The organism is Microbacterium terregens (assembly GCF_039534975.1).
GTDB lineage: Bacteria > Actinomycetota > Actinomycetes > Actinomycetales > Microbacteriaceae > Microbacterium > Microbacterium terregens.
The window spans coordinates 2,670,372-2,693,682 of record NZ_BAAAWH010000001.1; the positions used below are offsets into that span (position 1 = coordinate 2,670,372).

A 23,311-nucleotide genomic window follows, 5' to 3' on the forward strand; every position below is an offset into this window, starting at 1 on the left:
CGCGACGCACCCTCTGTCGTAGGGTTTGCGGATTCTCAGGCCGCAGCCGGGAGCACCTGCGCGCTCCAGACGGTGACCCCACCGTCGGCCGCATCGACCGTCACTGCTCCCCCGTCGGCGAGCTGGCCGCTGACGAAGAGTTCGGCGATCCGGTCGTCCACCTCGCGCTGGATCAGGCGGCGGAGCGGACGAGCCCCGTACTCGGGCTCGTACCCGTTCTCCACGAGCCAGTCGATCGCGGCATCCGTGATCTCGAGCGTGACCTCGCGTCCGGCGAGCCGCTGCTCGGTCGTCCCGAGCATGAGCCGCACGATCTCGCGCAGCTGCTCGCGCGCGAGCTTGCGGAAGAGCACGATCTCGTCGATGCGGTTGATGAACTCGGGGCGCATCGCCTCACGGAGCTTGCCCATGACGCGATCGCGCAGGTCCTTCTCGCTGCCGAAGCCGGTCTCACCGCCGCCGTCCGCGACGAACCCGATCGCACCCGAGCGGGATGCGAGGAACTCGCTTCCGATGTTCGAGGTCATCACGATGACGGTGTTGCGGAAGTCGACGGTGCGACCCTGACCGTCGGTCAGCCGGCCGTCGTCGAGCACCTGCAGGAGCAGGTTGAACACGTCAGGGTGTGCCTTCTCGATCTCATCGAACAGCACGATCGAGTACGGGTTGCGCCGCACGCGTTCGGTGAGCTGGCCCGCCTCGTCGTAGCCGACATATCCCGGAGGGGCACCGACGAGCCGCGAGACGGTGTGCCGCTCGCCGAACTCGCTCATGTCGAACCGGATCACGTTTCCGCCCGTACCCGTACCCGTCGAGGGGTCGTCGTACAGGCTCGCCGCGAGAGCCTTCGCGAGCTCCGTCTTGCCCACGCCGGTGGGTCCGAGGAACAGGAAGGATCCGACCGGCCGGCGCGAGTCGCCCATCCCGGTGCGGTTGCGACGCACGGCCTTGGCCACCGCGGTCACCGCATCGTCCTGGCCGATCACGCGCGCGTGCAGCTCGTCCTCAAGGGCGGCGAGGCGCTCGCGGTCGGTCTCGGTCAGCCGCTGCACCGGAATCCCGGTGGCGCGGCTGATCACGGCGGCGATCTCCGGCTCGTCCACGACCGCGGTCGGTGCGGGCTGTGAGGTGGCCGCGTCCAGGCGGCCCTGGACCTCCGCGATCTGGTCGCGGATGCGCGATGCCTCTTCGTACTTCTCCGCTCCCACGGCAGCGTTCTTGTCGGCCTCCAGCTCACCGAGCCGGGCCATCAGCGCCGAGACATCGACCTTGACACCGAGCCGGAGGCGCAGTCTCGCGCCGGCCTGGTCGATCAGATCGATGGCCTTGTCGGGCAGGACGCGGTCCGAGACGTAGCGGTCGCTCAGTTCGACGGCGGCGCGCAGGGCGTCGTCCGTGAACGTGACGGCGTGGTGCTCCTCGTAGGCGGGCCGGAGTCCGCGCAGGATCAGCACGGCATCCTCCAGGCTCGGCTCCGAGACACGAACCGGCTGGAACCGCCGCTCGAGTGCCGGGTCCTTCTCGATGACGCGATACTCCTTGAGGGTGGTCGCACCGACCAGGTGAAGATCCCCGCGCGCCAAGCGCGGCTTCAGGATGTTTCCGGCATCCATTGAGCCATCACCGCCGCCACCGCCCGCACCGACGACGGTGTGCACCTCGTCGATGAACAGGATGAGCTCACCGGCCAGGCCGGAGACCTCGTCCATCAGGGCGGTGAGGCGCTCTTCGAAGTCGCCACGGTACCGGGTACCGGCGAGCATGGCGGGCAGGTCCAGCGACACGACACGCTTGTCGCGCAGCTGCTCGGGCACCGCATTCGCGATGATCGCCTGCGCCAGACCCTCGACGATCGCCGTCTTGCCGACGCCGGCCTCGCCCACCAGCACCGGGTTGTTCTTGGTGCGGCGGCTCAGGATCTCGATGGTCTGCTCGATCTCGTCCTCGCGACCGATGACCGGGTCCAGCGAACCGGCGCGCGCGAGCGCGGTCAGGTCGGTGCCGAACTTGTCGAGCATGGGCGTTTCGGATGCCGCGGCATCCTGACCCTGCTCTGCCACCGGCTCACCGGTGGGAGTCACGGTCTCGCGAGCGCCCTGCAGGAGTGCGTCGGCCGTGACGCCCGCCTGAGCGAGAATCTGTCCGGCCGGTGCATCCTGGCCGAGCACGAGCGCGAAGAAGAGGTGTTCGGGGTCCACGTAGGTCGAGCCCGACGAACGCGCCACCTGGAACGCGTGGAACAGCGCGCGCTGCACGGAGGGGGTGATCACGGCGCCTTCGACGTCGGCCGGGTCGGATGTCTGCGGCAGACGCTGCTCCGCGGCACGCGCGATCGCGGCCGGGTCGGCACCGATGCGCTCCACCGCGTCCTTGGCGGGGGCCTCGCTCACGAGGATGCGCAGGACGTGCAGGGCGTCCAGCTCACGCTGACCGCGCTCGAGCGCGAACGCGCCGGCCTGCTGCAGGAACTGCTGCGTGCGCAGACTGAGGAACCGCGTCAGGTCGATGGACCGTGACGCGCGGGCGCGCTCGCCGTCGAGGTAGCGCGCGAGGAACTCGTCGAACGCACTCGAGCCGTTCTCGCCGTCCTGGGGTGTGAAGTCTTGGGGCATTTTCTCTCGGAATCTCTCCTGATGAAAGTTGAGTCTTGCTATGTCAAGTTTAGGTACTTGAGCGGACTCGTATCAAGTTAAACGACCTACCGCCGAGGGTATTCCCAGCATCCGCAGACCGGCACGCGGCCGGGCGGGCGCCGCGGTTCTCCGCTACCATCGCGGGCAGGCACTCCACTCACCCGATGAGGAGCACGCATGACCGAGCTCTCCGAGTTCATCGATCCGCGCGTTCCGCCGAGCGGCGACGGCTGCGTGGAATGCGACGAGACCGGCTCGTGGTGGGTTCATCTGCGGCGCTGCGCGCTGTGCGGACACATCGGCTGCTGTGACGACTCCCTGAACAAGCACGCATCGGCGCACTTCCGCGCCACGGGACACCGCATCATGCGCAGTTACGAACCGGGCGAGGACTGGTTCTGGGACTACGTCACGAACGACTACGCGCGCGGTCCGCGGCTCGCACCACCCGAGAGCCACCCCGCGAACCAGACCGTTCCAGGCCCGGCGGAGCGGGTACCGGCCGACTGGCGCGACCTTCTCGCTGCCGCAGACCGGGCGAGCTGATTCCGTTAATCGCCGAACGAGTCGAGCACGTCGTTCGCGGGAGCGAAGAAGGTGCCTCCCGTCACGGCTGTCGACACGTCGAGGATCCGATCGTAGGAGCCGACCGGGTCGCCGAGGAACATGTTGCTGAGCATCTGCTCGATCACCCACAGATCCTTTGAGTACCCGATGAAGTACGTGCCGAATTCGCCCTGACCGGGACGGCCGAACGGCATGTTGTCGCGCAGGATGTCGTGCTCCTCACCATTGGCGTCGACGATCGTGGTGAGCCCCTTGTGCGACGGGCGAGGCAGCGTGGCGTCATCGAGCTCGACGTTGTCCGCCTTGGTGCGACCGATGATCTGCTCCTGGACCTCGGTGGACAGTGCCTGCCACGCGTCGAGGGCGTGCAGGTACTTCTGGACCACGAGATAGCTGCCTCCGGCGTGGGGAGGATCATCGTCGCCCACGAGCGTCCAGTGAGCCATCTTCGAGCCGGTGGGATTCTCAGTGCCGTCGACGAAACCGAGCAGGTCGCGCGAGTCGAAGTAGCGGAATCCGATGGTTTCGTCCGCGACCGTCACCGCACCGCCGAGCGCGTGCAGCAGCAGCCTCTCGAACTCGAAGCACATGTCGGCGCGGTCGGCACGGATGTGGAAGAAGAGGTCGCCGGGCGTCGCCGGCGCCGTGTACGTGCCGCCCGTTACGGACACGAAGGCATGCAGCTGCGCGGGCATCGGCATACCCGTCACGGCCGACCAGACGTCGTGGCCGATGCCGACGTTGCACGAGAGGCGGCCGCCGAGGTCGCGGAACCCCACCGCGCGTACGAGACCGCCGACGTCCCCCAGCGCCGATCGGACCTGGTCGGCCGCGCCGGCCGCATCCGAGAGCACCACGGTCAGGAACACGGCGGCGCGTGAGAGCGGTGCGTCGATGCTCTGCGGTTCGATCGGCACTCGATCGCGTGTGTCCCCCGTGCTCATGGACGCAGTATAGGAGTGCCGGTTCATGGCCTCGGGAAGTGCCATCGGATGCCGCGTCGGCCGCTTGGGATCAGCCGTTCGTCCCGGAGTCCGTGGTCGGGGTCGGCAGGGGGGCCGGGGCGACGCCCGCCGCCGGCCCGAAGAGCGTCCATGTACCGGCCGCGCACTGGTAGAACGCGGCGACCTCGGTGTCGATGTAGATGTCACCGTCGGTCTCGCACGTCTCGTCCTGCGGGGCGCCGATGCCGAGCGAGATCTGGGTGCCGGGAGCCCCCGGTGCGCCCGCTTCGCCGGTTGCGCCTGTCTCTCCCGTCTCTCCCGTGGGCCCGGTCTCGCCGGTGAGGTTCTCCGCCGCCGAGGCACGGATGTTGCCGACCTTCACCCACTCGCCGTCCCGGAAGAGGTACACGTCCGAGGTGGCGATGTCGATGTAGACCTCGCCTTCATAGCCTTTGCCGGCCTCTGGGGCCCCTGCTCCGGCACGCACCGCAGCTCCGGCCGGGAGGATCTCCTCGAGCGCCTCCTCGTACTCCTCGGTGCTCGGCTCACTCGTCTCGGTCGGTGTGGCGGCGGTCGTTGCGATGGGCTCGGCCACCGGTGCGGAGTCCTGCGAGCGGGCGAGTGTTGCGCCCAGGAAGGACGCCACGAAGGACAGCCCGATCACCGCGACACCCATCCAGATCAGCGAGGTGCGGGTGACACCCGGGTTGGGGTTCGGTCCGGCCTGAGCCGCGGTCTGGCCGGCCGGTGGCCGCGTGATCGGCGGGGTCTGCGGGTCAGCCGGCGGGCGCGTGATCGGCGGGGTACGCGGCGGGTCCTCGTTCTCGCTCACGGAGAAGCTCCGCCGGGTCGATCGGAATCCCCCGGTGCCGGCGCCGGCGTCGTCGCCGGCGACAGGCCGTATTCGTACTCGTACTCCGCGGCCCGGCGACGCACGCGCATCGCCGCGATCCCTGCGGTCGCTCCGGCGACGGCGATGATGATGACGGCTGCACGCGCCTTCGGCTGCATGACCGACACGGTACGCCGCGAACGGACGGCACGACAAGCACAGGTGCGCGCAGCGGCGCCTCGTCTAGCAGCCCCCGCTCTGCTCCATGGAGAGCGGAGTCGCCTCGCGGTCTAGGGTCGGAGCATGCGAGCGGTGAGGCTGACCTGGGCGATCGGCGGCGGCGGCCTGGTGCTTTGCGCGGTGATCGGGATGATGCAGTACTCCCTCCCCGGCGGTGGTTCAGCCATCGCAATCACGCGCGACGTTGTCTTCGCGGCCTCCGTGCTTCTGTTCGCGATCGGACTGTCGGAGGAAGCGAGCGTGGTTGCGCGACGTCCGCTCGGCGTCACCGCACTCGTGGTCGTCGCGCTGTGGCCGCTTGTCGTTCACCTTGCGCAACCGCTCCTGCCGACGATCGACGCCGCCACGTTCGAGGCTGGCCTAGACGCATATCGTGCCGCCGAAGGCGCGCTGACGACAGTCTTCTTCGTGAACCTCCTCGTCTCGCTCGCCGCGGCGCTGATCGCCGTCGTTCAGATCGCGCGGGCGGGAATCATCCCGAGGCCATGGCAGTGGGCGCCACTCTGGGCGCTGCTCGCATCCGTCGCCGGCGGGGTGCTCCCCCAGTTGCTGTTCGCTTTCGCCGGCCCGGTCGGTTCCCAGAATGCTGTCGGGGCTGCGGTCATACTGGGAACGCTGGGCTTCCTCTCGCGGACGCTCGGCCTCGGGATCATCGCCCTCGTGCTCGCTTCTCGTGCGCCTAGCCGCCACGTGGAAGTGTTCCGATCGGGCTGAGTCGGCGCGCGTGCAGACGACCAGCCACGGACGTGCCGAAGGCGGACTCGCTCGGTCCCTGGGTACCCGACGGAGCCGGACGGTCATGGGGTCGACGCGTGAACCTCAGCACCCTTGACGCGTCAATCGGCGCGACGACTGCTTCGTCGGTGGTGTGGGTGAGCGGTGCGCAGGGCAAGCTCGGGCGAGCAGTGTGCCGGCAGCTGCGCGCCGTCGGCGTGGAGGTTCTCGAGGCTGATCTGCGAGGACCGACCGGCGTGGACCTGACCGATGCGGGGGCGGTCGCCAGGTCCATGCGCGGCGCGTCTGCGATCATCCACTGCGCGGCGATCCCGAGCCCCGAGCACGTCGAGCCCAGCGAGCTCGTTCGCAACAACACGATGGCCTGCTTCAACGCACTCGAGCAGGCGTGGCAAGCGGGGGTGCGAACCGCCGTTCTGGCATCGAGCGGGTCCATTTACGGCACCGCGTTCTCCCCTGATCCGCTCACCTTCTCCGCCGTCCCGGTCGACGAGTCGACGCCGCTCGAGTTCGTCGACCCGTATGCGCTGACAAAGGACTTCACCGAGCGGATGGGTGAGATGTACGCCCGACGCGGGATGACCGTCACGGCGCTCCGGCTGCATTGGATCCTCTCCGCGGCCGAGGCTGAGCACGTCGCCCACGTCGCCGACGACGCCGAGGGCGCGGCGAACCTGTGGGGCTGGGTCGAACTCGAGGACGCCGCCCGAGCGTGCGTGCTCGCCCTGCATCCGCGCAGCGGACACCGTGGCTACGAAGCGGTCGTCATCGCGAGCGACGAAACCCTTTCGCACACCCCCACCAGCGACTTGCTCGACCGTCACCTCCCGACCGCTACCCGCAGACGGGATTTCCCGGACCACGTCGGCGGTTTCGACACCTCGCGTGCAGCCGGCGTCCTCGACTGGCACGCAACACGCTCCTGGCGACACCACTGACACCCAGAAACGAAGAGGACGCGGTTCGGAACGCCGAGCGAGACTCCGACCGCAGAAGCACGAGCACGCTGAGCGACCGGCTCGCGGTCGGGTCGGCACCCGAACAGGAGTGCGCAGCAGGACCGTCACTCGGGCTGACGCCGGCTGATCGTCCTGCGCGACGCTCGTGCGTCACAAGACGGCAAGAACGCTGATAGCGGCGAGCACCACCCACGCCAGGTAGGCGAGAAGGCAGAATCTGTCCGGCCATCCGATTCGAATCTCAGGCGAGCCGCCTTGTCCGTGGGCGGGGGCAGCGGCGATGAGGAACCACACCAGTCCGGCCAACGGAACAACGGATGCGATCACCAGCGTCCAGCCGAGCGCGGGCGCCACCCCGACCCCCGCGACCAGCGCGGCAGCCGGAAAACCGGCCAGCAACACCACACCCAGCACTGTGTGCGCCCTGCCCACTGGCGTGGCATCAGCACGCGGAGTCATGATCGGATCCGCGTCGATGAACGCGGCACCGAGCGCGCCGAGGGCGACGGCGGCAAGGCCGGTGATCCACGGACCGCCGAACGGCCACAAGGCCACGCATGTCGCCGAAAGGCCTATGGCCATCGTGACGAAGGCCAGGCGCATGACCCACCCGTGTCGCCCGAGGGAATACTCGCTGATCATCCGCCATGACGGGTCGTACTCGGGCTCGAGTACGTGGAGGATCGCGATCAGCCCCACCGTGAACACGCCGGCGACGAGCGGCGTAGTGGCGGCGATCTCAGCGACGCTCACGTGTGCGCAGATGCGATAGGCGGTGGGATTTTTCTAGAAGTCCCAGTCGTCGTCCTCGGTCGCCTCGGCCTTGCCGATCACGTAGGAGGAACCGGATCCGCTGAAGAAGTCGTGATTCTCGTCGGCATTCGGCGAGAGCGCCGACAGGATCGCCGGGCTGACGTTCGTGACCGACGACGGGAACATCGCCTCGTAGCCGAGGTTCATCAGGGCCTTGTTGGCGTTGTAGTGCAGGAACTTCTTGACGTCTTCGGTCAGGCCGACGCCGTCGTAGAGGTCCTGCGTGTACTGCACCTCGTTGTCGTACAGCTCGTAGAGCAGCGAGAACGTGTAGTCCTTGATCTCGTCGCGCTCCGTCTGGCTGATGCGCTCGAGACCCTTCTGGTACTTGTAGCCGATGTAGTACCCGTGCACGGCCTCGTCACGGATGATGAGGCGGATCAGATCGGCGGTGTTCGTGAGCTTCGCCCGCGAAGACCAGTGCATCGGCAGGTAGAAGCCCGAATAGAACAGGAAGCTCTCGAGCAGGGTGGATGCCACCTTGCGCTTCAGCGGGTTGTCGCCCTGGTAGTACTCCATGATGATCTGAGCCTTCTTCTGAAGGTTCGGATTCTCGACCGACCAGCGGAACGCCTCGTCGATCTCCTTCGTCGAGCACAGCGTGGAGAAGATCGAAGAGTAGCTCTTCGCGTGCACCGATTCCATGAACGCGATGTTCGTGTAGACGGCTTCCTCGTGCTGGGTGATCGCATCGGGGATGAGCGAGACCGCGCCGACCGTGGCCTGCACCGTGTCCAGCAGCGTCAGGCCCGTGAATACGCGCATCGTGAGCAGCTGCTCGTCGGGGGTGAGCGTGTTCCAGGACTGGATGTCGTTGGACAGCGGGATCTTCTCGGGCAGCCAGAAGTTGTTGACGAGGCGGTTCCACACCTCCACGTCCTTGTCGTCCTCGATGCGGTTCCAGTTGATCGCCTGAACGTGGTCCAGAAGCTTCAGCTTGTCGGGGGTCATCGTCTCTTCCTTCGCTTCGTCTCGCCGCCCAGTGACCCGAAACCGATCACAACATGCACGAAACGCACTCCGTCATGTCCGTGCCCTCGAGGGCCATCTGGCGCAGACGGATGTAGTAGATGGTCTTGATGCCCTTGCGCCACGCGTAGATCTGCGCCTTGTTGATGTCGCGCGTGGTGGCGGTGTCCTTGAAGAACAGTGTCAGCGACAGGCCCTGGTCGACGTGCTGCGTCGCCGCGGCGTACGTGTCGATGACCTTCTCGTAGCCGATCTCGTACGCGTCCTGGTAGTACTCCAGGTTGTCGTTCGTCATGAACGCCGCCGGGTAGTAGACGCGACCGAGCTTGCCTTCCTTGCGGATCTCGATCTTCGACGCGATCGGGTGGATCGAGCTCGTGGAGTTGTTGATGTACGAGATCGAGCCGGTCGGCGGAACGGCCTGCAGGTTCTGGTTGTAGATGCCGTGCTGCTGGATGGACGCCTTCAGCGCCACCCAGTCCTCCTGCGTCGGGATGTGCTTGCCGGTGAACAGCTCCTTGACCTTCTCGGTCTCGGGAACCCACGCGCGCTCGATGTACTTGTCGAAGAACTCGCCGCTGGCGTAGGTGGAGTCCGCGAAGCCGTCGAATGCGCGACCGCGCTCGATCGCGAGGCTGTTGGACGCCCGCAGCGCGTGGAACAGCACCGTGTAGAAGTAGATGTTGGTGAAGTCGATGCCCTCTTCGGACCCGTAGTGCACGTGCTCGCGGGCGAGGTAACCGTGCAGGTTCATCTGACCGAGGCCGATCGCGTGGGAACGGTCGTTGCCGTCCTCGATCGAGCGCACGGAGGCGATGTGGCTCTGCTCGCTGACCGCACTCAGAGCGCGGATCGCCGTCTCGACCGTCTTGCCCAGGTCGGCGGCATCCATCGACAGCGCGATGTTCATCGAGCCGAGGTTGCACGAGATGTCCTTGCCGATCTCCTTGTACGAGAGGTCCTCGTTGTAGGTGGTCGGCGTGTTGACCTGCAGGATCTCACTGCACAGGTTGGACATGTTGATCCGGCCCTTGATGGGGTTGGCCCGGTTCACCGTGTCCTCGAACATGATGTAGGGGTATCCCGACTCGAACTGGATCTCCGCGATCGTCTGGAAGAACTCGCGCGCGTTGATCTTCGTCTTCTTGATCCGCGCGTCGTTGACCATCTCGCGATACTTCTCGGTCACCGAGATGTCGCCGAACGGAACACCGTAGACCTTCTCGACGTCGTACGGCGAGAAGAGGTACATGTCCTCGCCGTTCTTGGCGAGTTCGAAGGTGATATCGGGCACCACGACACCCAGCGAGAGCGTCTTGATGCGGATCTTCTCGTCGGCGTTCTCGCGCTTGGTGTCCAGGAACCGCATGATGTCAGGGTGGTGGGCGCTCAGGTAGACCGCGCCAGCACCCTGACGGGCTCCGAGCTGGTTGGCGTAGCTGAAGCTGTCTTCCAGGAGCTTCATCACCGGGATGATGCCCGAGGACTGGTTCTCGATCTGCTTGATCGGCGCCCCCGACTCACGGATGTTCGACAGCAGCAGAGCGACACCGCCGCCGCGCTTGGACAGCTGCAGCGATGAATTGATGCCGCGGGAGATCGACTCCATGTTGTCTTCGATGCGCAGCAGGAAGCACGACACGAGCTCGCCGCGCTGTGCCTTGCCCGAGTTGAGGAACGTCGGCGTCGCCGGCTGGAAGCGACCCGAGATGATCTCGTCGACCAGATCGGTCGCGAGCTTCTCGTCACCGTCGGCCAGCCCCAGGGCGGTCATCACGACGCGGTCCTCGAAGCGCTCGAGGTAGCGCTTGCCGTCGAAGGTCTTGAGCGTGTAGCTCGTGTAGTACTTGAACGCGCCGAGGAACGTCTCGAACCGGAACTTCTTGGAGTACGCGAAGTCGTTGAGCTGCTGGATGAACTCGAACGAGTACTTCTCGAGCACGGCGGGCTCGTAGTACTCCTTCTCGACGAGATAGTCGAGGCGCTCCTTGAGAGAGTGGAAGAAGACCGTGTTCTGGTTGACGTGCTGCAGGAAGTACTCGCGCGCCGCTCGCTTGTCCGCGTCGAACTGGATCTTGCCGTTCGCGTCGTACAGGTTCAGCATCGCGTTCAGCGAGTGATAGTCCATGCCCTCGAATCGCGTGTCCGCGTTGAACGCCTTCTCTTCCTTCACTGCAGCTTCCACCATCGTTCCAATCCTTCGCTCACGCGATCCACGTCTTCGGGTGTGCCGAACATTTCGAGCCGGTACAAGTGCGGCACTGAGCACTTGCGGCTGATGATCTCTCCGGCGAAACAGAAGTGTTCACCGAAGTTGGTGTTGCCCGCGGAGATGACTCCGCGGATCAGGCTGCGATTCTGCTCATCGTTGAGGAACCGGATGACCTGCTTGGGTACGGCGCCCTTCTCCTCGCCCTTGCCCTGTCCTCCCCCGTACGTGGGAGTCACGAGCACATAGGGCTCATCGACGACCAGAACCGGATCGGACGGATGGAGAGGGATCCGCACGGCTCTCATGCCGAGCTTGTCGATGAAGCGCGCCGTGTTGCCGGAGATGCTCGAGAAGAAGACCAGAAGCGGCGCGGCCTGGCCGGTTGCTCCGGCCGCGCTGCGCTGGCGCACGGCGGCCGGGGGAACCATTTCTCCTCCCGGCGCTACGCGAGACGACCGGCGAGCTCGTCGATCTTGTCGGGACGGAAGCCCGACCAGTGGTCTTCGTCGGTGATGACGACCGGAGCCTGCAGATAGCCGAGTGCCTTGACCTGCTCCATGGCCGCAGGGTCCTGCGAGAGGTCGAGGATCTCGTATTCGATGCCCTTCGAATCCAGTGCGCGATAGGTCGCCGTGCACTGGACGCAGGAGGGCTTGGTGTAGACGGTGATCGACATGTGTGACCCGTTCTCCCTCAAAATCGTATGTTTCGTCCGGTGGTCCGCCGCCGGGAGTCCAATACTACATATGGGTACGGACATTGGATAGCACCACAAGGGCTAGTAGTTACATCCGTGTAGTTTTGCACCGCTCTCCACAGATACAACACAGGTTGTCCACCGTTTCATCCACAGGAGGGCACTCGATCGTGAACCTGGAAAGACCCTGAATCACGCCGATTTCGGATGCCGCGGCCACATCTGTCCACAGGCGCGACGCTAGCGCCGGGTCCGGACACGGATCGGGCTGTGGAATGCACCCTTGGGCGTGTCTCGCGCGTGTCGCGGCAGGTACCGGACGACAGATACCGTTGATGCGTGGCCGGGTACAGGGATCTTCTGCGCACGCCCGGCGTGGGGCGGATCATGGCCGCGCAGCTGACAGCGCGATTCCCCAACGGCATGACCAGTCTTGCGGTCCTGCTGCACATCGAGTTCGTCACCGGCTCGTACGGCGCGGCCGGACTCGTTCTGGCCGCGACATCCGTGGGGCAGGCGATCGCCGGCCCGGTCACCAGCCGGTGGATGGGCGTGTGGGGCATGCGCCGGGTGCTCAGCACCACGCTCGCGATCTGCGCGATCACCATCACCGTCCTCGCACTGGTCGAGACCGTGGTCCCCGTCTACATGGTGCTCGGGCTCATCGCGGGTCTGTCCACACCCCCCGTGCAGTCCGCGGTGCGCACGATCTATCCGAAGATGGTCAACTCGCGGCAGCTCACGCCCCTGTTCTCGCTGGATGCGTCGTTGCAGGAGATCATCTGGATCGTGGCTCCGGTGGTCATCACCCTCGTGGCGACCCAGGTCGGCACGGTGCAGGCGCTCCTGCTGATCGTCGCCATCCTGATCAGCGGAGGCTCCTGGTTCATCCTCTCCCCCGAGGTTGGTCGCGTCCGGATCCCCCGCAGCCGCCGCAGCATCGGCAAAGTGCTCGCCAAACCGCCGGTCCTGCTGGCCACCGTCATCGGCTTCCTGCTGATCGGCGCCTGCGCGGCGGTCGAGGCCGGCGTCGTCGCGACCTTCGATCACGGCGGGCTGGAGGCGGGCATCGTGCTCGCCGTCTTCTCGATCGGCAGCCTGGCCGGCGGACTGTCTTTCGGGCACATCCCGGTCGGACCGTGGGCGATGGCCCGACGGCTGGCCATCCTCGCCGTCGGCCTGTCGTTGACCGTCGTCTCGCTGAACATCTGGTGGCTGGGCGGCACGCTGTTCCTGGCCGGCATCGGCATCGCACCGGCACTGGCCGTGCTGTTTGCCATGACCAGCGTCAGCGTCAAGTTCAGCGAGACCGCCGAGGCCTACGGATGGATCGGCACCGGTCAGCTGATCGGCGCGGCTGCCGGCTCGGCGGTCGCCGGATTCCTCATCGACGGCACCGGCCCCCAGGGCGCCTACTGGGCGGCAGCAGCGTTCGCGATCGCCGGAACCGCCGTCGCCGTCGCCTGCGTCCGCGCCTTCCCCGACCTGCGCCACCGCGACCCCAGCCCGATGCCGGACACCGAGCCCGTCGGCACCATCACCTGACCCGCCGGTGCTGCGCGCCGCCGTCCGCGCGGGGCCCCGACCGCCGCGGATTCGGATACGGTCCGCGGATTCGGATCCTTGGCCTGGCGGCATCCGAATCCAATGCGATCGTCCGAATCTGCGCGCCGGGCGACCGCCGGATCAGGCGATCCGGCGCAACAGCTCCAGGACGGCGAGCGCGTACGCGTCGGCCGGTTCGGGATGCTGGAACACCAGCACCTCGTCCTCCGACGGCTCCTCGGGGCTACGCAGGACGATCTGGACCTCGTGCGTGTCGGGCAGGCGCCGCAGGCTCCGGAACGCACCCCGCAGCAGTTCGCGCAGCTGACTCTCGGACGGCAACCAGAGCGCGTCCTCCAGGGCGACGGAATCCAGCGCCCACTCCGTCGTGCCGTTGAACGACAGGATGCGACCGGTGGAGTACTCGCGCGGCTCGATGGTCATCTCACTGACGGTGAAGACGTCGGCTTCGAACTCCGGCTCGTCGAGCTGGAACCGATCGCCGGAGCGCGGGTGCCACACCAGGCCGGCATCGCGCAGGGCCACCGCCGATTCTGTCGAGATCATGCCTCCATTCTGCGTCCGGATGCCGGCACCTCGGCCGATCCGCCGCAGTCGCCTGCTGCCCACGCGTGCCCTGCACCGGCATCCATCCGTAGCATTGCGGTATGCCCGCACCCGTCACCCTTCCGCGACTGTCGTGGGGAGCACCCGACGCACCGCGGCGCGCCCTGCTCGTTCACGGTCTGGGCTCCACCGGGGCGCTGATGTGGCGGTTCGGCGTCGCCCTGGCCGATGCCGGGTGGTTCGCCCAGGCGGTCGATCTTCGTGGTCACGGCGTCGCGCCCCGGGCGCTGGAGTACACGATCGCTGCGTACGCGGCCGATCTCGGAGCGACTCGGCCCGAGGGCGACTCCTCGTGGCATCTGGTCGTGGGCCACTCACTCGGCGGTGCCGCGGCCACCGTGGTCAGTGCGCACGACCCGGGGTGGACTCGCCGGCTCGTGCTGATCGACCCGGCGATCCACCTCGCACCCCGCGACCGCGACATCGTTCGCGAGAGCCAGGAGCGCTCTTTCGAGGACCCGACCCCGTCGGCTGTGCGCGCCGAGCATCCGCACTGGCACGAGCAGGACATCGAGCTGAAGGCGCTGTCTGCCCAGCAGGCGAGCCGGTGGGCGGTCGAGCAGACGAGTGTCCAGAATGCGGCGTGGGATGTGCGGGATGCCGCCTCCCGACTGAGTGTTCCCACGCACGTGATCGGATCCGACCCGAAGGTCTACTCGATCTTCAGCGGTGCGCTCGCCGCGCAGGTGCTGGGCAACTCCGCGGTGTCCATGTCGGTCGTCGCCGGCGCAGGGCACTCGCCGCATCGGGACGAACCCGACGCCACGATCTCCCAGCTTCTCGAGGTGCTCGCATGACGGGCTTCGACCCCGCCGCCCACCTCTCCGAGAAGCTGCTCGAACGGATCCGCGCGCGCGCCGCCGCCCACGATCGCGAGAACACCTTTCCCGCACAGGACCTCGCCGATCTGAAGGATGCCGGCTACCTCGCGATCCTCGTCCCCACCGACCTCGGTGGGGCGGGGCTCGGGCTTGCCGAGGCATCCGTGCTCCAGCAGCGCCTGGCGGGGGCCGCCCCGGCAACAGCCCTCGCGATCAACATGCACCTGGTGTGGACGGGCGTGGCCAAGGTGCTCGCCGATCGCGGCATCGCCGACTTGCGCTTCGTGCAGGAGGGCGCCGCGGCAGGCGAGGTCTTCGCCTTCGGCATCAGCGAGGCCGGCAACGACCTGGTGCTGTTCGGCAGTGACACGGATGCCGCTGCGCAGCCGGACGGTGCGTACGCGTTCACGGGCACGAAGATCTTCACATCCCTCGCGCCGGTGTGGACGTGGATCGGGCTGCACGGCCTGGACACCACCTCGCCGGACGCGTCGAAGCTCGTCTACGCCTTCGTGCCTCGCTCCGAGGAGGACGACGGCCGCGTCGTCACCCGCGACGACTGGGACACGCTCGGCATGCGCGGCACGCAGTCCCGCACGACCGAGCTTCACGCCGCGATCGCGCCGGCTGACCGCGTGGTGCGGCGCATCGACCCCGGGCCGAGCCCTGACCCGATCGTCTTCGGCATCTTCAGCGTGTTCGAAGTGCTGCTCGCCTCGGTCTACACCGGGATCGCCCGCCGCGCACTGGACCTCGCCGTGCAGACGGCGGCGCAGCGCCGGTCGAAGAAGACCGGCAAGGCGTACAGCCAGGATCCCGACATCCGCTGGCGCATCGCCGGTATGGCGCTCGCGTATGACCCGCTGCCTGCCGAGCTCGCGTCGATCAGCCGGGACGTCGACGGGCGCGCAGACCACGGGACGCGGTGGTTCTCGCTGCTCTCGGGCGTCAAGCACCGCGCGGTGACGATGGCCAAGCGCGTCGTGGACGACGCGATCCTGGTGGCGGGCGGCTCGTCGTACTTCTCCTCCAGCGAACTCGGCCGCCTCTACCGCGATGTCCTGGCCGGCCAGTTCCACCCATCCGATCCAGAATCGGCCCACGCGACGGTGGCGAGCGCATGGCTCGGGCCGATCGAGCCATGAGACGGAACCGGTGAGCAGATGACACGTACGCCGACGGCTCTGCTGAGCCCCGCCGACCAGGACCGCCGCCGAGGCCTGCGCGTGATGAAGGGCGTGGCCCTGGGCGCACTCCTGTTCATGGCGGTGCTGTTCGTCATCGCCTTCGCCTTCCAGCAGCAGGTCCCGCCGCTCGCGTACGTTCGCGCGTTCGCCGAAGGCGGCATGGTCGGCGCGCTGGCGGACTGGTTCGCGGTCACCGCGCTGTTCCGGCATCCGCTCGGCATCCCGATCCCGCACACGGCGATCATCCCGAGCCGCAAGGACGAGATCGGCCAGAACCTCGGCGAGTTCGTCGAGACCGAGTTCCTCCGCGGCGACGTGGTGCGCACCAAGCTCGAGGAGACCGCGGTCGCCACGCGTCTCGGCGAGTGGCTGAGCGTCCCCGCGCACGCGGAGCGGGTGGGCCAGGAGGCTTCGCTCATGGCCGCCGGAGTGCTGCGGGCCCTGAGCGATGACGACGTGAACGACGTCATCGAGGACCTGGCCCGCGAGCACCTGATCGCACCGCCATGGGGCCCGCCGCTGGGTGGCTGGCTGGGTCGCATCGTGGAGTCGGGCGCCCATCACGGCGCCGTGGATCTGGCCGTGGACAGCATCGGGGCGTGGCTCGCCGCCAACCAGGGATCCTTCTCGGGACTCGTCTCGCGGCGTCTGCCCGCGTGGGTGCCCTCGATCGCTCAGCGTCTGGTGGATGACACGGTCTACAACGAGGCCGTGAAGTTCGTCGCGGCCGTGCGCGCCGACCCGCAGCATCCGGCCCGCATCGCGGTGGACGGATACCTCGATCGTCTGGCCGAGAACCTGCAGAGCGACCCGGCCACGATGGCACGGCTCGAGGAGACGAAGGCCACCTTGTTCGACAGTCCGCGGGTGCGCGAACTGGCAGCCGAGGCGTGGAACACCGCCAAGGCCGGGCTGCTCGCGTCGCTGGCCGACCCGGACAGCGGGCTGCGTCGCCGCGCCGCTCAGGCGCTCAGCGAGATCGGCGAGCGCCTGTCGACGGATGCCGCGCTGCAGAGCCGTGTGGACGGATGGGTCACCGAGGCCGCCGTGTTCCTCGTGGATCGCTACCGGCACGACATCGCGTCCATCATCACCGATACGGTCGCGCGTTGGGACCCCGCCGAGACGACGGAGAAGATCGAGCTCATGGTCGGCCGCGACCTGCAGTACATCCGCCTGAACGGAACCGTCGTCGGCGCGCTGGCGGGCCTGCTGATCTTCACGATCGCGCACGCGCTGCTGGGCTGACACCGCTCTGACTTCGTCCGACATCGTCATCGGCCGACGCTGGTCGGAGCGCTACCCTGAGTGCGTGGCCGACCGCTCCGAGCAGCTGCTCTTCAGCTATGGCACCCTGCAGAATCCCGTCGTGCAGCTGGACACGTTCGGGCGCCTGCTCGCGGGCGAGGACGACGTCCTGCCGGGCTACACGGTCGACTACGCCGAGATCGAGGACCCGCGGGTCGTGGACCTGTCCGGCTCTTCGGTGCACCCCGTCGTCCGCCCCACCGGCAACGCGCTGGACAAGGTGATCGGCAAGGCGCTGTGGGTCAGCGAGGAGGAGCTGGACGCCGCCGACGAATACGAGGTCGAGTTCTATCGCCGGGTCGAGGTGCATCTGGCCAGCGGCCGGCCGGCGTGGGTCTACGTCACGGTCTGAGTTCCGGACCGGAACCGCGTCACGGGAGTACCGTCGGAGGGGTGGCACTCTTCTCCGATGATCTCTGGCCGCGCGCCGGCGACTGGCCGGCACTGGACTCGTTCGACGGGCCCGTCGACATGGTCCTCGTAGGCGTCCCGGCCTGGCGGACATCGCTCTCGCCGACCGGCGCCCACCAGACGCCGCCGGCGGTCCGCGCCGCCCTGCGCCGGTACAGCCCGGCGCTGATGGCCGGACCGATCGATCTCGGGACGCTGCGGGTCGCGGATGCCGGTGATGTCGCCGAGCCGGACGGCCCGGAAGGCGAGGCCGCCGTCCGCGCGCTCGTCGCCCAGGCGCGGGATCGCGCCCGTCTCGTCGTCGCTCTGGGCGGCGACAACAGCGCGACCTACGGGGTGACCCAGGGAACGGGCGCGACGGGACTGATCACCCTGGACGCGCATTTCGATCTGCGGGACGGTGTCTCCAACGGCTCCCCCGTCCGGAGGCTGATCCAGGACGGGCTCGATCCGCGTCGAGTGGTGCAGATCGGCATCGCCGACTTCGCGAACTCCGCCGCGTACGCGCGCCGGGCCGCGGAGTACGGCATCACGGTGATCGGGCTCGATGACGTGCGACGCAGGGGCCTCGCGGACGTGATCGCCGAGGGGCTGGAGGTCGCCGGGGCGGGAGGCGGCGGCATCCATCTGGACATCGACGTGGACGTGTGCGATCGCTCGGTCGCGCCCGGCTGTCCGGCGAGCGTGCCCGGAGGCCTCGCCGCGTGGGAGCTGCGCGCGCTGGCGCGGGCGGCGGCGACCGATTCCCGGCTCGTCTCGGCGGACATCGTCGAGGTCGACGCGACGGCCGACGCGGCCGATGAACGCACCGTGCGACTGGCGGCGCTGTGCGTCCTGGAACTGCTCGCCGGAGTGGGGATGCGCGCATGATCCGTCTCGTTCTGGTCCGCCACGCGAAGTCCGACTGGGGCGACGCGCGATTGGACGATCACGACCGCCCGCTCAACGACCGCGGCAGGCGTGATGCGCCGCGCATGGCGCGCGAGCTGGCCGAGACCGGCTTCCGGCCGCAGATCGTCCTGTCGAGCACGGCGCTGCGTGCCCGAACCACCGCCGAGGCGTTCGGCGCGGTGTTCGATGTCGCGGTGAACCTGGACCCCGAGCTCTATGGCGCGCCGGCCCGGACGCTGCTCGAGAAGGCCGCCGCCAGTGCGGCGCGTCAGCTGATCGTCGTCGCCCACGACCCCGGCATGAGCGCGCTCGCCGAGCGTCTGTCCGACGGCGGCATCGAGCACATGCCGACCTGCGCCGTGGCGACCTTCACGTGGGACGCGGACGACTGGGACGCCGTCGAGCCGCTGGAGCCCGTCGCCTGGACGCTGGAGACCCCGCGCTGACGGTCGACCTCCCGGCCGTCGGCTGCGGTGGTTCAGGCCGCCGCGCGTCCACGGCGCCATACGGTGCGGATCAGCGGCACGCCCGGCCGGTAGGCCAGATGCGTTCGCGTCGGGGCATCCAGCAGGACCAGGTCGGCCCGTGAGCCGGGTGCCAGAACGCCCACGTCATCGCGCCGCAGCGCTCGCGCGCCGCCCGCCGTTGCCGACCACACCGCCTCGGCGGTGGTCATGCCCATCTCGCGCACGGCGAGGGCGATCATCAGCGGCATCGAGCTGGTGAAGCTCGACCCCGGGTTGCAGTCGCTCGCGAGGGCGACGGTGACACCCGCCTCGATCAGCCGCCGAGCGTCGGGGTAGGGCTGGCGGGTCGAGAATTCCACCCCCGGCAGCAGAGTGGCGACGGTTCCACTCGCGGCAAGGGCGGCGACATCGTCATCGTCCAGGAATGTGCAGTGATCGACGGATGCCGCGCCCAGCGCGACCGCGACCTGCACCCCCTCACCGTGGCCGAGCTGGTTTCCGTGCACGCGCGGCTGCAGTCCGTGCGCGATGCCCGCGGCGAGGATGCGCCGACTCTCGGCGGCGGTGAATGCGCCGCGCTCGCAGAACACGTCGACCCAGCGGCTGTGCGCCGCGCACGCCAGCAGCATCTCCGCGCAGACCAGGTCCACGTAGTCCTCGCGGCGATCCTCGTACTCGGCGGGCACGACGTGGGCGCCGAGGAACGTCACCTCCGGTGTGACCTCGGCCGCGAGGCGGGCCAGCCGCGCCTCGTCGGCGACGGTGAGACCGTAACCCGTCTTCACCTCGAACGTGGTCGTGCCCTGCGCATGCAGCTCGGCGACGAGCCCGGCGAGGCGCCGACGCAGTTCGTCGTCGCTCGCCGCCCGGGTGGCGGCGACCGTCCGCCGTATGCCTCCCGCGGCATACGGTACGCCGGCCATGCGGGCCTCGAACTCGTCCGCGCGGTCTCCCCCGAACACCAGGTGCGTGTGGCTGTCGACGAAGCCCGGGATGACCGCTCGGCCCCCGGCATCCACGACCTCGACCGACCCCGCGACGCGGCGGTGAGCCTCGTCCGCCGAGCCCACCCACACGATGCGGTCGCCCTCCATCAGCACCGCCGCGTCGTGCACCGTGCCGCAGGGGTCGGCGTCCACGGCGACGTTGGTCGTCAGCTCGCCGATGTTCGTGAGAAGGGTTGCGGCGCTCACAGCATCGGCACCTTCAGCCCGCGTTCCCGAGCGACCTCTTTCGCCCGCTCGTAGCCGGCGTCCACGTGGCGCATGACGCCGGTACCGGGATCGTTGGTCAGCACGCGGGCCAGCTTCTCTGCGGCGAGAGGCGTTCCGTCCGCCACGATCACCTGCCCGGCATGGATGCTGCGCCCGATGCCCACACCTCCCCCGTGGTGGATCGAGACCCACGACGCTCCCGATGCGGTGTTCAGGAGGGCGTTCAGCAGCGGCCAGTCCGCGATGGCATCGGAGCCGTCCGCCATCGCCTCCGTCTCGCGGTACGGCGAGGCGACGGACCCGGCGTCGAGGTGGTCACGCCCGATCACGATGGGACCGGCCAGCTCGCCGGAGGCGACCATCTCGTTGAACCGGAGTCCCGCGAGGTGCCGCTCCTGGTACCCGAGCCAGCAGATGCGCGCGGGGAGTCCCTCGAAGTGCACCTTCTCGCCGGCCTTGTCCAGCCACCGCACCAGAGCCGCGTTGTCGGGGAACAGGGCCTTCACGGCCGCGTCGGTCTTGCGGATGTCCTCCGGATCGCCCGAGAGCGCCACCCAGCGGAAGGGGCCCCGCCCCTCGGCGAACTGCGGCCGGATGTACGCCGGCACGAAGCCGGGGAACTCGAATGCCCGGGCGAAGCCGCCCAGCTGAGCTTCTGCGCGGATCGAGTTGCCGTAATCGAACACCTCGGCCCCGGCATCCTGGAACCCGACCATCGCCGCCACCTGCTTGGCCATGCTGCCGCGGGCACGCGCGGTGAACCCCTCGGGATCGCGCTCGGCCTCGGCGCGCCAGTTCTCGAGCTCCACCCCGACCGGAAGGTAGGCCAGCGGGTCGTGGGCGCTGGTCTGATCCGTCACGATGTCGATCGGGGTGCCGCGCAGGAGCAGCTCGGGAAAGACGAGCGCCGCGTTGCCGACCACTCCCACACTGAGCGCACGGCCCTCGTTCTTGGCGGCGACGACGCGGTCGACGGCCTCGTCGAGATCTGTCGTGTACTCGTCGAGGTACCCGTGTTCGACGCGACGCGCGAGGCGCGACTCGTCCACGTCGACGATCAGCACCGCACCGCCGTTCAGCGTGACCGCCAGGGGCTGCGCGCCACCCATGCCGCCGCATCCGCCGGTCAGGGTCAGCGTGCCTTTCAAATCGTCGGCCGGAACGGCCGACCCGGTTGGTGAGCCTGTCGAACCACTGCCCAGCGACCGGGCGACCGCGGCAAATGTCTCGTACGTCCCCTGCAGGATCCCCTGCGTGCCGATGTAGATCCAGGAACCCGCGGTCATCTGCCCGTACATGGTGAGGCCGAGCTGCTCGAGTCGACGGAATTCCGGCCAGGTGGCCCAGTCGCCGACGAGGTTCGAGTTGGCGATCAGCACCCGCGGCGCCCACTCGTGCGTGCGGAACACACCGACCGGCTTGCCGGACTGCACGAGCAGGGTCTCGTCGGGCTCGAGTTCATCGAGGGTGCGCACGATCGCGTCGTACGCCTCCCAGCTGCGGGCGGCCTTGCCCGTGCCGCCGTACACGACGAGCTCCTCGGGGTGCTCGGCGACCTCGGGATCGAGGTTGTTCATCAGCATGCGCTTGGCGGCTTCCGCGCCCCAGCTCTTCGCGGTGCGGACGTTGCCGCGCGCTGCGCGCACGGCGCGGGCACCGGTGACCGGATTCATGAGACTGCTCCTTCTGCGGCGCGCGCGACCTGGCCGGAGAGCACGAGGTCGGTCACCGCCTCGATGTCGGGTGAGAGGAAGTGGTCGTTGCCGGGGCCGCGTGCGACCGTGCGCACCAGGTCGCGGACGGCACCGGTGGCGGGGCCGGGCTGCAGGGGCGCGCGCAGGTCGATCGCGCGGGCTCCGGTGAGCACTTCGATGGCGAGTACCCGCGCGAGCCCGTCGATGGCGCGTCGCAGTTTGCGAGCCGCGGCCCACCCCATCGAGACGTGGTCCTCCTGCATCGCGCTGGACGGGATGGAATCGACGGATGCCGGAACCGCCAGTCGCTTGAGCTCGGAGACGATTCCGGCCGCGGCGTACTGCGCGATCATGAGCCCGGAGTCCACACCGACCTCGTGCGCGAGGAACGGCGGAAGCCCCTGATTGCGGGCCGGGTCCAGCGCCCGGTCGGTGCGCCGCTCCGAGATGGAGGCGACATCGGCGGCGGCGATCGCGAGGAAATCGAGCACGTAGGCGATCGGCGCACCGTGGAAGTTCCCGTTGGACTCGACGCGGCCGTCGTCGGTGATGACCGGGTTGTCGACCGCCGCGGCGAGCTCGCGCGACGCGATCGTGCGCGCATGCTCGACCGTGTCGCGCGCGGCCCCGTGCACCTGCGGTGCGCAGCGCAGGGAGTAAGCATCCTGCACCCGGGTGCACTCGGGTCCCTTGTGCGAGGCGACGATCGGCGAGGTGCCGAGATAAGCGCGGAGATTCGCGGCGGAGGCCGCCTGTCCGACCTGCGGGCGCAGCGCCATGAGGTCGGCGGCGAAGACGGCATCGGTGCCGAGTTGGCTCTCGATCGACATGGCCGCCGCGATGTCGGCGGTCTCGAGCAGTGACGCGAGATCGTGCACGGCGAGCAGCAGCATCCCCAGCATGCCGTCGGTGCCGTTGATCAGCGCGAGCCCCTCCTTTTCGCGGAGCATCAGGGGCTCGATACCGGCGTCGGCAAGCGCCTGGGCGGCGGCGCCCACGTCGCCGGCCGCGTCGCGGACATCTCCCTCGCCCATCGCGGCCAGAGCCACGTGCGCGAGCGGCGCAAGGTCGCCCGAGCAGCCGAGCGAGCCGTACTCCCGCACGATCGGCGTGATCCCGGCATTCACCATCGCCGCATACGTCTCGATCACGATGGGGCGCACGCCGGTGTGCCCGCTGGCCAGGGTCTGCAGCCGCAGCAGCTGCAGACCGCGGATGACTTCGCGCTCCACCTCGGCGCCGGTCCCGGCCGCGTGCGAGCGGATGAGGCTGGCCTGCAGCTGAGCGCGTCGCTCCGACGCGATGAACGTCGTGGCCAGCGCACCGAAGCCGGTGGAGATGCCGTAGTGCGGCTCGGGATCGTCGGCGAGACCCTCGATGAGCGCGCGGGATGCCGCGACCTTCCGCAGCGCGGTGGCATCGAGCTCGACGCGGGCCCCGTGACGGGCGACCGCCACGACGTCCTCGGGGCGGAGCGGAGCGCCGCCGACGACGACGATCTCGGTGAGGGTGGTCATTGTCCGATTCCACACCCCGAGGCTCGCG

23 protein-coding genes are annotated in these 23,311 nt (G+C 68.5%); 10 read left to right on the top strand and 13 right to left on the bottom strand.

Annotation, left to right across the window (positions count from 1 at the left end):
• Positions 1-35: 35 nt before the first annotated feature.
• The gene (locus ABD655_RS12390) at positions 36-2,612 is read right to left on the bottom strand and encodes an ATP-dependent Clp protease ATP-binding subunit (protein WP_344714348.1); all 2,577 of its coding nucleotides are present in this window, start codon (positions 2,610-2,612) and stop codon (positions 36-38) included.
• A 198-nt stretch (positions 2,613-2,810) separates the two neighbouring features.
• On the opposite strand from ABD655_RS12390, the gene ABD655_RS12395 reads away from it, so the two are divergent.
• Complete coding sequence (locus ABD655_RS12395) at positions 2,811-3,179, top strand: UBP-type zinc finger domain-containing protein (RefSeq protein WP_344714350.1); 369 nt, start codon at positions 2,811-2,813, stop codon at positions 3,177-3,179.
• A gap of 5 nt (positions 3,180-3,184) precedes the next feature.
• Here the strand turns inward: ABD655_RS12395 and ABD655_RS12400 are convergent, their stop codons facing one another.
• The 3 genes from ABD655_RS12400 to ABD655_RS12410 all read right to left on the bottom strand — a co-directional run bounded on the left by ABD655_RS12400 (position 3,185) and on the right by ABD655_RS12410 (position 5,155).
• Positions 3,185-4,144, bottom strand: coding sequence for a Dyp-type peroxidase (locus tag ABD655_RS12400; RefSeq protein ID WP_344714352.1), 960 nt, complete (start codon positions 4,142-4,144; stop codon positions 3,185-3,187).
• Between the two features lie 70 nt (positions 4,145-4,214).
• Positions 4,215-4,976 carry a hypothetical protein gene (locus ABD655_RS12405; RefSeq protein ID WP_344714353.1) on the bottom strand — a complete coding sequence of 254 codons (762 nt, stop codon included), beginning with the start codon at positions 4,974-4,976 and terminating at the stop codon, positions 4,215-4,217.
• Complete coding sequence (locus tag ABD655_RS12410) at positions 4,973-5,155, bottom strand: hypothetical protein (protein WP_344714355.1); 183 nt, start codon at positions 5,153-5,155, stop codon at positions 4,973-4,975. The genes ABD655_RS12405 and ABD655_RS12410 overlap by 4 nt, the downstream gene beginning before the upstream one ends.
• 124 nt (positions 5,156-5,279) lie before the next feature.
• Between ABD655_RS12410 and ABD655_RS12415 the strand changes: the two genes are divergently transcribed.
• Complete coding sequence (locus ABD655_RS12415; protein WP_344714356.1) at positions 5,280-5,930, top strand: hypothetical protein; 651 nt, start codon at positions 5,280-5,282, stop codon at positions 5,928-5,930.
• A 98-nt stretch (positions 5,931-6,028) separates the two neighbouring features.
• Entirely contained in the window at positions 6,029-6,889 is an 861-nt protein-coding gene (locus ABD655_RS12420; RefSeq protein WP_344714357.1) for an NAD-dependent epimerase/dehydratase family protein, read from the top strand.
• A gap of 171 nt (positions 6,890-7,060) precedes the next feature.
• Here ABD655_RS12420 and ABD655_RS12425 read toward each other — a convergent pair whose 3' ends face one another.
• The 5 genes from ABD655_RS12425 to nrdH are packed head-to-tail and all read right to left on the bottom strand — an operon-like array spanning position 7,061 to position 11,580.
• Complete coding sequence (locus tag ABD655_RS12425; protein WP_344714359.1) at positions 7,061-7,663, bottom strand: DUF998 domain-containing protein; 603 nt, start codon at positions 7,661-7,663, stop codon at positions 7,061-7,063.
• A gap of 33 nt (positions 7,664-7,696) precedes the next feature.
• Positions 7,697-8,674 (bottom strand): class 1b ribonucleoside-diphosphate reductase subunit beta, encoded by a 978-nt coding sequence (nrdF, locus tag ABD655_RS12430; protein WP_344714361.1) that lies wholly within the window; start codon positions 8,672-8,674, stop codon positions 7,697-7,699.
• Between the two features lie 46 nt (positions 8,675-8,720).
• A complete protein-coding gene (gene nrdE, locus ABD655_RS12435) occupies positions 8,721-10,880 on the bottom strand; it encodes a class 1b ribonucleoside-diphosphate reductase subunit alpha (protein ID WP_344714362.1) in 2,160 nt (719 codons plus the stop codon).
• Positions 10,862-11,332: a class Ib ribonucleoside-diphosphate reductase assembly flavoprotein NrdI gene (nrdI, locus tag ABD655_RS12440; RefSeq protein WP_344714364.1), complete on the bottom strand. Its 471-nt coding sequence runs from the start codon at positions 11,330-11,332 to the stop codon at positions 10,862-10,864. Before nrdI ends, nrdE begins: the two co-directional genes overlap by 19 nt.
• Before the next feature lie 14 nt (positions 11,333-11,346).
• On the bottom strand, positions 11,347-11,580 hold the full coding sequence (gene nrdH, locus ABD655_RS12445; RefSeq protein ID WP_344714366.1) for a glutaredoxin-like protein NrdH: 234 nt from the start codon (positions 11,578-11,580) through the stop codon (positions 11,347-11,349).
• A 360-nt stretch (positions 11,581-11,940) separates the two neighbouring features.
• Between nrdH and ABD655_RS12450 the strand changes: the two genes are divergently transcribed.
• On the top strand, positions 11,941-13,146 hold the full coding sequence (locus ABD655_RS12450; RefSeq protein ID WP_344714367.1) for an MFS transporter: 1,206 nt from the start codon (positions 11,941-11,943) through the stop codon (positions 13,144-13,146).
• Between the two features lie 141 nt (positions 13,147-13,287).
• Here the strand turns inward: ABD655_RS12450 and ABD655_RS12455 are convergent, their stop codons facing one another.
• Positions 13,288-13,713, bottom strand: a complete 426-nt coding sequence (locus ABD655_RS12455; RefSeq protein ID WP_344714369.1) for a pilus assembly protein CpaE — start codon at positions 13,711-13,713, stop codon at positions 13,288-13,290.
• A 101-nt stretch (positions 13,714-13,814) separates the two neighbouring features.
• Between ABD655_RS12455 and ABD655_RS12460 the strand changes: the two genes are divergently transcribed.
• From ABD655_RS12460 to ABD655_RS12485, 6 genes are all read left to right on the top strand, one after another.
• Positions 13,815-14,570, top strand: coding sequence for an alpha/beta fold hydrolase (locus ABD655_RS12460; protein ID WP_344714371.1), 756 nt, complete (start codon positions 13,815-13,817; stop codon positions 14,568-14,570).
• The gene (locus ABD655_RS12465) at positions 14,567-15,739 is read left to right on the top strand and encodes an acyl-CoA dehydrogenase family protein (RefSeq protein ID WP_344714373.1); all 1,173 of its coding nucleotides are present in this window, start codon (positions 14,567-14,569) and stop codon (positions 15,737-15,739) included. Before ABD655_RS12460 ends, ABD655_RS12465 begins: the two co-directional genes overlap by 4 nt.
• 18 nt (positions 15,740-15,757) lie before the next feature.
• On the top strand, positions 15,758-17,029 hold the full coding sequence (locus ABD655_RS12470) for a DUF445 domain-containing protein (RefSeq protein ID WP_344714375.1): 1,272 nt from the start codon (positions 15,758-15,760) through the stop codon (positions 17,027-17,029).
• A gap of 64 nt (positions 17,030-17,093) precedes the next feature.
• Positions 17,094-17,441, top strand: coding sequence for a gamma-glutamylcyclotransferase family protein (locus tag ABD655_RS12475; RefSeq protein WP_344714376.1), 348 nt, complete (start codon positions 17,094-17,096; stop codon positions 17,439-17,441).
• Between the two features lie 41 nt (positions 17,442-17,482).
• Complete coding sequence (locus tag ABD655_RS12480; protein WP_344714378.1) at positions 17,483-18,370, top strand: arginase family protein; 888 nt, start codon at positions 17,483-17,485, stop codon at positions 18,368-18,370.
• The gene (locus tag ABD655_RS12485) at positions 18,367-18,837 is read left to right on the top strand and encodes a SixA phosphatase family protein (protein WP_344714380.1); all 471 of its coding nucleotides are present in this window, start codon (positions 18,367-18,369) and stop codon (positions 18,835-18,837) included. Before ABD655_RS12480 ends, ABD655_RS12485 begins: the two co-directional genes overlap by 4 nt.
• A 32-nt stretch (positions 18,838-18,869) precedes the next feature.
• On the opposite strand, the gene hutI is transcribed toward ABD655_RS12485, so the two are convergent.
• The 3 genes from hutI to hutH are packed head-to-tail and all read right to left on the bottom strand — an operon-like array spanning position 18,870 to position 23,283.
• Positions 18,870-20,051, bottom strand: a complete 1,182-nt coding sequence (gene hutI, locus ABD655_RS12490) for an imidazolonepropionase (protein WP_344714381.1) — start codon at positions 20,049-20,051, stop codon at positions 18,870-18,872.
• Positions 20,048-21,745 (bottom strand): urocanate hydratase, encoded by a 1,698-nt coding sequence (gene hutU / locus ABD655_RS12495; RefSeq protein ID WP_344714383.1) that lies wholly within the window; start codon positions 21,743-21,745, stop codon positions 20,048-20,050. The genes hutI and hutU overlap by 4 nt, the downstream gene beginning before the upstream one ends.
• Entirely contained in the window at positions 21,742-23,283 is a 1,542-nt protein-coding gene (gene hutH / locus ABD655_RS12500) for a histidine ammonia-lyase (RefSeq protein WP_344714385.1), read from the bottom strand. The genes hutU and hutH overlap by 4 nt, the downstream gene beginning before the upstream one ends.
• Positions 23,284-23,311: the final 28 nt, after the last annotated feature.

What these genes read in the sequence shown, in the direction of transcription:
- ABD655_RS12390 (WP_344714348.1), bottom strand. Translation starts at nt 2,612, where the DNA reads ATGCCCCAAGACTTCACACCCCAGGACGGCGAGAACGGCTCGAGTGCG.
- nrdH (WP_344714366.1), bottom strand. Translation starts at nt 11,580, where the DNA reads ATGTCGATCACCGTCTACACCAAGCCCTCCTGCGTCCAGTGCACGGCG.
- hutH (WP_344714385.1), bottom strand. Translation starts at nt 23,283, where the DNA reads ATGACCACCCTCACCGAGATCGTCGTCGTCGGCGGCGCTCCGCTCCGC.
- ABD655_RS12400 (WP_344714352.1), bottom strand. Translation starts at nt 4,144, where the DNA reads ATGAGCACGGGGGACACACGCGATCGAGTGCCGATCGAACCGCAGAGC.
- ABD655_RS12455 (WP_344714369.1), bottom strand. Translation starts at nt 13,713, where the DNA reads ATGATCTCGACAGAATCGGCGGTGGCCCTGCGCGATGCCGGCCTGGTG.
- ABD655_RS12410 (WP_344714355.1), bottom strand. Translation starts at nt 5,155, where the DNA reads ATGCAGCCGAAGGCGCGTGCAGCCGTCATCATCATCGCCGTCGCCGGA.
- nrdI (WP_344714364.1), bottom strand. Translation starts at nt 11,332, where the DNA reads ATGGTTCCCCCGGCCGCCGTGCGCCAGCGCAGCGCGGCCGGAGCAACC.
- ABD655_RS12485 (WP_344714380.1), top strand. Translation starts at nt 18,367, where the DNA reads ATGATCCGTCTCGTTCTGGTCCGCCACGCGAAGTCCGACTGGGGCGAC.
- nrdE (WP_344714362.1), bottom strand. Translation starts at nt 10,880, where the DNA reads ATGGTGGAAGCTGCAGTGAAGGAAGAGAAGGCGTTCAACGCGGACACG.
- nrdF (WP_344714361.1), bottom strand. Translation starts at nt 8,674, where the DNA reads ATGACCCCCGACAAGCTGAAGCTTCTGGACCACGTTCAGGCGATCAAC.
- ABD655_RS12395 (WP_344714350.1), top strand. Translation starts at nt 2,811, where the DNA reads ATGACCGAGCTCTCCGAGTTCATCGATCCGCGCGTTCCGCCGAGCGGC.
- hutU (WP_344714383.1), bottom strand. Translation starts at nt 21,745, where the DNA reads ATGAATCCGGTCACCGGTGCCCGCGCCGTGCGCGCAGCGCGCGGCAAC.
- ABD655_RS12415 (WP_344714356.1), top strand. Translation starts at nt 5,280, where the DNA reads ATGCGAGCGGTGAGGCTGACCTGGGCGATCGGCGGCGGCGGCCTGGTG.
- ABD655_RS12465 (WP_344714373.1), top strand. Translation starts at nt 14,567, where the DNA reads ATGACGGGCTTCGACCCCGCCGCCCACCTCTCCGAGAAGCTGCTCGAA.
- ABD655_RS12460 (WP_344714371.1), top strand. Translation starts at nt 13,815, where the DNA reads ATGCCCGCACCCGTCACCCTTCCGCGACTGTCGTGGGGAGCACCCGAC.
- ABD655_RS12470 (WP_344714375.1), top strand. Translation starts at nt 15,758, where the DNA reads ATGACACGTACGCCGACGGCTCTGCTGAGCCCCGCCGACCAGGACCGC.